The sequence below is a fragment of the Mesorhizobium sp. M5C.F.Ca.IN.020.32.2.1 genome, from assembly GCF_004023105.1.
In the GTDB taxonomy this organism is placed as follows: domain Bacteria; phylum Pseudomonadota; class Alphaproteobacteria; order Rhizobiales; family Rhizobiaceae; genus Mesorhizobium; species Mesorhizobium wenxiniae.
This window is the reverse complement of the sequence record NZ_RZSX01000298.1, coordinates 1-6,753: the sequence shown is the minus strand read 5'-3', so window position 1 is coordinate 6,753 and position 6,753 is coordinate 1. Positions and strand designations below refer to the sequence as shown.

Sequence of the window (6,753 nt, the reverse complement as noted above, 5' to 3'; positions counted from 1 at the left end):
AGATACGGCCTGCCGGTCATTCCGGTTGTGATGCCGGAAGGCGAGAACCAGGGAAACTTCCAGATCATCGACGAGGCCTATGTCGGCGACGGCGTGATGATCAATTCGCGCTTCCTCGACGGCATGAAGCCTGATCAGGCGTTCGACGAGGTGGCGAAGCTGCTGGAACAAAAGACCATCGGTAATCGGCCGATGGCCGAGCGCAAGGTCAACTTCCGCCTGCGCGACTGGGGAATTTCGCGCCAGCGCTACTGGGGCTGCCCGATTCCGATGATCCACTGCGAGGATTGCGGCGTGGTGCCGGTGCCGAAGGCGGACCTGCCGGTCAGGCTGCCGGACGACATCGAGTTTGACCGGCCGGGCAATCCGCTCGACCGCCATCCGACATGGCGGCATGTGAAATGCCCGCAATGCGGCAAGGATGCACGCCGCGAAACCGATACAATGGACACCTTCGTCGATTCGTCCTGGTATTTCGCGCGCTTCACCGCGCCCTGGGCGAACGACCCGACCGATCCCAAGGCAGCTACCGAATGGCTGCCGGTCGACCAGTATATCGGCGGCATCGAGCACGCCATTTTGCACCTTCTCTATTCACGCTTCTTCACCCGCGCTATGCGCGAGACCGGACATGCCGATCTGGCCGAGCCATTCAAGGGCCTGTTCACGCAAGGTATGGTGGTGCACGAGACCTATCGGGTCGGCAGTGGCTCTAACAGCCGCTGGCTTGCGCCCAGCGAGGTTCGGCTAGAGGACGTCGACGGCAAACGCCGGGCCATCGAAATCGCGACCGGTGAAGAGGCGGTGATCGGCCCGCTCGAAAAAATGTCGAAGTCGAAGAAGAACACGGTGAGCCCGGAAGAGATCACCGACGGCTACGGCGCCGACACCGCCCGCTGGTTCATGCTGTCGGACTCGCCGCCCGAGCGTGACGTGGAATGGACCGACGAGGGTGCTGCCGGCGCGCACCGCTTCATCCAGCGGATCTGGCGCCTGGTGTCGATGGCTGCCGAATCGCTCGCCGGAATCCAGCCGGCAGCGGCGAAGGAGGGCGAGGCAGGGACTGTTTCCAAGGCCGCGCACAAGGCGTTGAAATCGGTCGGCGAGGATATCGAAAAGCTCGCCTTCAATCGCGCCATCGCCCGCATCTACGAGCTCGCCAACGCGCTCACCACGCCGCTCAACGAGGCGGCCGAAGGCAAGGCCGATCCGGCGCTCAAGGCTGCGTGCCGGCAAGCCGTCGACATCCTCGTGCATCTGATTGCGCCGGTCATGCCGCATCTGGCCGAGGAATGCTGGCAGACGCTCGGCGGCACCGATCTGGTCGCCGAACGGCCCTGGCCTGTCTATGATCCGTCGCTTGTCGTCGACAGCGAAATCGTGCTGCCGGTCCAGGTCAACGGCAAGAAACGCGGCGATTTGACAATTGCCCGCGACGCGGATCAAGGTGCCGTCGAAAAAGCGGTTCTGGCTCTCGACTTCGTGCAGAAAGCGCTCGAAGGTAAGGCACCGCGCAAGGTGATCATCGTCCCGCAGAGGATCGTCAATGTCGTTGCCTGATCCGAGGAAGACAGAAGTGGCGCATTTGCTGCGCCGTACCGCGCTGTATGGCCTGGTCGCTTCGGTTGCGCTGGTTTCGGCCTGCACGGTGCGCCCGCTCTATTCGAGCGCGCCGCTGTCGGCCGGTTCGCAAGTCGGGGCTGCCGCCGAACTCGGGTCCATCTCGGTCAAGCCGGTCCACACCCGCTACGCCCAGCAGGTCCGCAACAATCTGATCTTCGCGCTTGGCCAGGGCGCGGGCGAGCCGGCGTCGCCAGCCTATTCGCTCGATCTCGGCGTTACCGAACTTGTTGAATCCGCTGCGACCGTGCAGGTCACGACCGATGACGACGAGCCGACAGCGGGCACGGTGACACTGACCGCGAATTATGTGCTGACCGACGCCAAGACCGGCAAGACCATCGCGACCGGCAGGCGCTCGATAGCGTCGTCCTTCGACAGGCCCCGTCAGGAATTTGCCTCCTACCGGGCGCAAATCGACGCCGAAAACCGCGCGGCGCGCGAACTGGCGGACCTGCTGCGCCTGTCGATCGCCCAGGATCTGGTCAAGCACGGCAAGACAGTGGCGGGTTAAAACTTTTCGGCGTGGATCGAGGCGTTCCGCCTACGCCGAGGTCTAGTTGCTCGCGCACAAAAAAGGCCGATTGCTCGGCCTTTTTACGGGAACGCGGCGTCTTAATTTCAGCCGATCTTCTGGATTTCAGCCGATCTTCTGGCCGGTCTTGGCCCAGTCTGCGAGGAACTGCTCCAGGCCCTTGTCGGTCAGCGGGTGCTTGACCAGCGCCTTCAGCGTCGCCGGCGGGGCGGTGATGACGTCGGCGCCGATCAGTGCGGCCTGCTTGACATGGTTCACCGTGCGCACCGAGGCGGTCAGGATCTCGGTCTGGAAATCATAATTGTCGTAGATGGTGCGGATATCCGCGATCAGCTCCATGCCATCCCAGCCGCTGTCGTCGATGCGGCCGACGAAGGGCGAGATGAAGGAGGCGCCGGCCTTGGCGGCGAGCAGCGCCTGGGTGGCCGAGAAGCACAAAGTAACATTGACCATGCGGCCCTCCGACCGGATGTCCTTGCAGGCCCTCAGGCCGTCGAGCGTCAGCGGCACCTTGATGCAAACATTATCGGCGATCCTGGCCAGGATCTTGGCCTCCGCCATCATGTCCGTGTATTCGGTGGCGACGACTTCGGCCGAGACCGGGCCCTTGACGATCTCGCAGATCTCTCTGGTGACGTCGGCGATCTTGCCGCCGGATTTGAGGATCAGCGAGGGATTGGTGGTGACGCCGTCGAGCAGCCCCAAATCGTTCAGCTCACGGATTTCCTTGACATCGGCGGTGTCGACAAAAAATTTCATGACGGTCTCCTGAAGAATTTTTCATGTGCATGTCATGCACATTTGGGGTCGGACTTTGATCTAGACCAAAGTCGGGGCAAGGTCACGCCTCATGATCGAAGATTCGCCCTTTGTCGCGGCCGCACCGGTGCTGGTGCCGATGCCCGCCGAGCGGCCTTACACCTACGCCGTGCCCGCCGGCATGCGCGTGGTGCCGGGCTCGATCGTGCGCGTTCCGCTCGGTCCGCGCCAGGTCGCCGGCATCGTCTGGGACGGCGCCGTCGAAAAGGTCGATGCCAAGAAGCTGCGCCCGATCGAGCAGGTCTTCGACTGCCCACCGATCGACCGCGCTATGCGCCGCTTCGTCGACTGGATCGCGCAATACACGCTGTCGCCGCCCGGTATGGTGGCGCGCATGCTGCTGCGGGCGCCGGAGGCCTTCGACCCGGAACCGTGGATCGAAGGGTTGCAACGCACCTTCGCCAAACCCGATCGGATGACGGGTGCGAGGATGCGCGTGCTGGAAACAGCCGAAGGCGGGCTCGCCTGGACGCGGTCCGGTCTGGCGCATGCCGCCGGGGTCTCGTCGACCGTTATCGACGGGCTGAAAGCGCAAGGCGTGTTCGATACGGTTATGATCCCGCCGCGACCGGTGGTCGCAGCACCCGATCCGAATTACGCCCAGCCTTCGCTGATGCCGGACCAGAGCGATGCGGCCGAGATGCTGCGCACCAATGTCGCCGCCGGCGCATTCGGCGTCACGCTGCTCGACGGGGTGACCGGATCGGGCAAGACGGAGGTCTATTTCGAGGCAGTTGCGGCGGCGCTCGACCGTGGCATGCAGGTTCTGATCCTGCTGCCGGAGATCGCGCTGACCCATGCCTTCCTCGAGCGGTTCCAGGAACGGTTCGGCGCCAAGCCGGCGGAATGGCACTCGGACCTGCCGCCAAGGATGCGCGAGCGCGTCTGGCGGCAAGTGGCGGAAGGTGGCGTCCGCGTCGTTGCCGGCGCGCGTTCGGCGCTGTTCCTGCCGTTCAGGGAACTCGGGCTGATCGTCGTCGACGAGGAGCACGACCCGGCCTACAAGCAGGAAGACCGCGTCTTCTACAATGCGCGCGACATGGCGGTGGTGCGCGGCCATATCGGCGGCTTTCCGGTGGTGCTCGCCTCAGCCACGCCGTCGGTCGAAAGCCGGGTCAATGCGAGCCAAGGCCGCTATAGCAGGGCGGTGCTTTCGGCGCGCTTCGCCGAGGCGGCGCTTCCCGACCTGAAGACGATCGACATGCGCCGCGCTCCGCCGGCGCGCGGCGGTTTCCTGTCGCCGGTGCTGCTTGGCCATATGCGGCAGACGTTGGAGAAAAAGGAACAGTCGCTGCTGTTCCTCAACCGGCGCGGCTATGCGCCGCTGACGCTGTGCCGGGTCTGCGGCCATCGCTTCGGCTGCCCGGTCTGCTCGGCCTGGCTGGTCGAGCACCGCTTTCGCGGCCAGCTCGTCTGCCACCATTGCGGACACAATGAGCGACGGCCCGAGGCCTGCCCGGAATGCGGCACGCTTGATCATCTGGTCGCGTGCGGGCCGGGCGTCGAACGCATCGCCGAAGAGGTCGTCGCGCATTTCCCCGACGCCCGAACCATCGTCTTGTCGTCCGACCTGATGGGCGGCGTGCGGCGGCTGAGGTTAGAGCTTGAAGCCATCGCCAACGGCGAGGCCGACATAGTCATCGGCACGCAGCTCGTCGCCAAGGGCCACAATTTCCCAAACATGACCCTGGTCGGCGTGGTCGACGCCGATCTTGGCCTGGCCAATGGCGATCCGCGTGCCGCCGAGCGCACCTTCCAGCTGCTCAGCCAGGTGACCGGCCGCGCCGGCCGTACCGGCAAGAAGAGCCTGGGCCTGCTGCAGACCTTCCAGCCCGACCATCCGGTGATGCGGGCGATCGTCTCCGGCGATGCCGAGGCCTTCTACGAACGCGAGATTGCCGAGCGCGAGCGGGCGGCGCTGCCGCCCTTCGGCCGGCTCGCCGGCGTCATCGTCAGTGCGGCGACGCGGGCGGAAGCCGAAGGGCACGCCCGCAGCCTGCGGCGGGCGGCGCCCCAGGCCTCCGACCTGTTCGTGCTCGGCCCGGCCGAGGCGCCGCTGTCGCTGATCGGCGGCCGCCATCGCTTTCGCCTGCTGATCCAGGGCGAGCGGCGCGCCGACATGCAGGGGTTCATTCGCACCATGCTGGCCGAGGGACCGAAGATACGGGGCTCGGTGCGGGTGCAGGTCGACATAGACCCGCAGAGCTTTTTGTGAGAGGCCGTCAGCTCACAGGCTTTTCGTAAATTGCCGACGCCATCTGGCGCATGTCTCTTCCTTCGCTAGAATGCCCGAAATTTCGAACCAGCCATTTTCGAGGGGGCAGTATGGAATTTGCGTTTCCGTGGCCGATGAGCCAGGGCGAGTGGCTGGCGTGGTCGAGCGCCGTCGTGACCTTGCTGTTCGGCCTGCTGCTGTTCCTGGCGCCGGGGCTGGCCTTCCGGATTCTGCGGCTGCAGGTCAAGCCTGAGAAGGCGGCAGCGATCGCCGAAGGGCGCGGCCGGATGTCGGGTTTTTATCTTGGCGTCAGCCTGTGCTGCATTCTGCTGGCGCAACCGTTGCTCTACATGGCGCTTGGCTTTTCCTGGCTGTTCACCGCCTTCGGCCGCCTGCTGTCGATGATGTCGGACGGCGCCAACACGCCTTTCAACTGGGCGTCCATCGTGGTGGAACTGGTGCTGGCGGCGCTGCCGCTTGCCTTCGCCTTCGGCTTTGTGCCTTGAATCAAAGGCTAATTCGGGACCGACGGTCGAACCGCACCGCCGGATGCGACAATAGTGCCTGAAAACCATGCGGGACGACGCATTGCGGTCTTAAAATGCCTGTGCTAGACGGCAATCGACTTTCGGCCGGGGATAGCGGAAGCCGCGCCTCCGTGCTTGGAAAAACGCAGTAAGGTCAAAGATTTAGCTAGAGTTTTCGCTCGCGCCAACAATCTGCGGCCTGTCAGACAAGAGAAAAGACGGTCCGTGGCCCAATCGTCATCGCCAATCTCAGGTGTCGCAGAGCGCTATGCGGGTTCGCTGTTCGAGCTCGCGCTCCAGGCGAATTCGGTGGCCCAGGTCGAGGCCGACCTCAACAGTTTCGCGGCAATGCTCGAAGGCAGTGCGGAACTTGCCCGTCTGATCAACAGCCCGGTGTTCTCCAGCGAGGACCAGGCCAAGGCCATTGCGGCGATCGCCGACAAGGCAGGGATCACCGGCCTCACCGGCAATTTCCTGCGCGTTGTCGCCCAGAATCGCCGTCTGTTCGCCATCCCCGGCATGATCAAGGCATTCCGCCAGGTCGCCGCCGAGCACCGTGGCGAGACCGCCGCTGAAGTTACCTCGGCGCATGCGCTGACCGACGCCCAGCAAACCGAGCTGAAGGCGGCGCTGAAAAGCGTTGCCGGCAAGGATGTCGCGATCACCGTGACCGTCGATCCGTCGCTGCTCGGTGGGCTGGTGGTCAAGATTGGCTCGCGCCAGATCGATACGTCGCTTAAAACCAAACTCAATTCGCTCAAGCTTGCACTGAAAGAGGTCGGCTGATGGACATCCGCGCCGCGGAAATTTCCGCAATTCTGAAAGACCAGATCAAGAATTTCGGCAAGGAGGCCGAGGTCTCCGAAGTCGGCCAGGTTCTGTCCGTCGGTGACGGCATCGCCCGCGTCTATGGCCTCGACAATGTCCAGGCCGGCGAGATGGTCGAGTTCCCCGGCGGCATCCGCGGCATGGCGCTCAACCTCGAAGCTGACAATGTCGGCGTCGTCATCTTCGGCGCCGACCGCGACATCAAGGAA

Annotated in this window: 6 protein-coding genes and 1 pseudogene; 6 read left to right on the top strand and 1 reads right to left on the bottom strand. The window is 64.2% G+C overall.

Annotated elements, in window-relative coordinates; translation table 11 throughout:
• Both EOA86_RS16535 and lptE read left to right on the top strand, forming a co-directional pair.
• Window positions 1–1,560 (top strand): class I tRNA ligase family protein (locus EOA86_RS16535; RefSeq protein ID WP_128342612.1); only part of this gene is annotated, 1,560 nt, incomplete at its 5' end.
• Window positions 1,547–2,134, top strand: a complete 588-nt coding sequence (gene lptE, locus EOA86_RS16530; RefSeq protein WP_128342610.1) for an LPS assembly lipoprotein LptE — start codon at window positions 1,547–1,549, stop codon at window positions 2,132–2,134. The genes EOA86_RS16535 and lptE, both read left to right, overlap by 14 nt.
• Before the next feature lie 126 nt (window positions 2,135–2,260).
• On the opposite strand, the gene fsa is transcribed toward lptE, so the two are convergent.
• Window positions 2,261–2,914: a fructose-6-phosphate aldolase gene (gene fsa / locus EOA86_RS16525; protein ID WP_029349054.1), complete on the bottom strand. Its 654-nt coding sequence runs from the start codon at window positions 2,912–2,914 to the stop codon at window positions 2,261–2,263.
• Window positions 2,915–3,005: 91 nt separating this feature from the next.
• On the opposite strand from fsa, the gene EOA86_RS16520 reads away from it, so the two are divergent.
• The 4 genes and pseudogenes from EOA86_RS16520 to EOA86_RS16505 form a co-directional block, all read left to right on the top strand.
• A complete protein-coding gene (locus EOA86_RS16520) occupies window positions 3,006–5,189 on the top strand; it encodes a primosomal protein N' (RefSeq protein WP_128342608.1) in 2,184 nt (727 codons plus the stop codon).
• A 110-nt stretch (window positions 5,190–5,299) separates the two neighbouring features.
• Entirely contained in the window at window positions 5,300–5,695 is a 396-nt protein-coding gene (locus tag EOA86_RS16515) for a DUF4345 family protein (RefSeq protein WP_065011182.1), read from the top strand.
• A gap of 246 nt (window positions 5,696–5,941) precedes the next feature.
• Entirely contained in the window at window positions 5,942–6,502 is a 561-nt protein-coding gene (locus EOA86_RS16510) for a F0F1 ATP synthase subunit delta (RefSeq protein ID WP_128342606.1), read from the top strand.
• Window positions 6,502–6,753 (top strand): annotated as a pseudogene (locus tag EOA86_RS16505) (F0F1 ATP synthase subunit alpha); the annotation flags it as partial. The gene EOA86_RS16510 and the pseudogene EOA86_RS16505, both read left to right, overlap by 1 nt.

Coding starts and splice junctions, on each gene's coding strand:
- fsa (WP_029349054.1), bottom strand. CDS start 2,914: ATGAAATTTTTTGTCGACACCGCCGATGTCAAGGAAATCCGTGAGCTG.
- EOA86_RS16520 (WP_128342608.1), top strand. CDS start 3,006: ATGATCGAAGATTCGCCCTTTGTCGCGGCCGCACCGGTGCTGGTGCCG.
- EOA86_RS16515 (WP_065011182.1), top strand. CDS start 5,300: ATGGAATTTGCGTTTCCGTGGCCGATGAGCCAGGGCGAGTGGCTGGCG.
- lptE (WP_128342610.1), top strand. CDS start 1,547: ATGTCGTTGCCTGATCCGAGGAAGACAGAAGTGGCGCATTTGCTGCGC.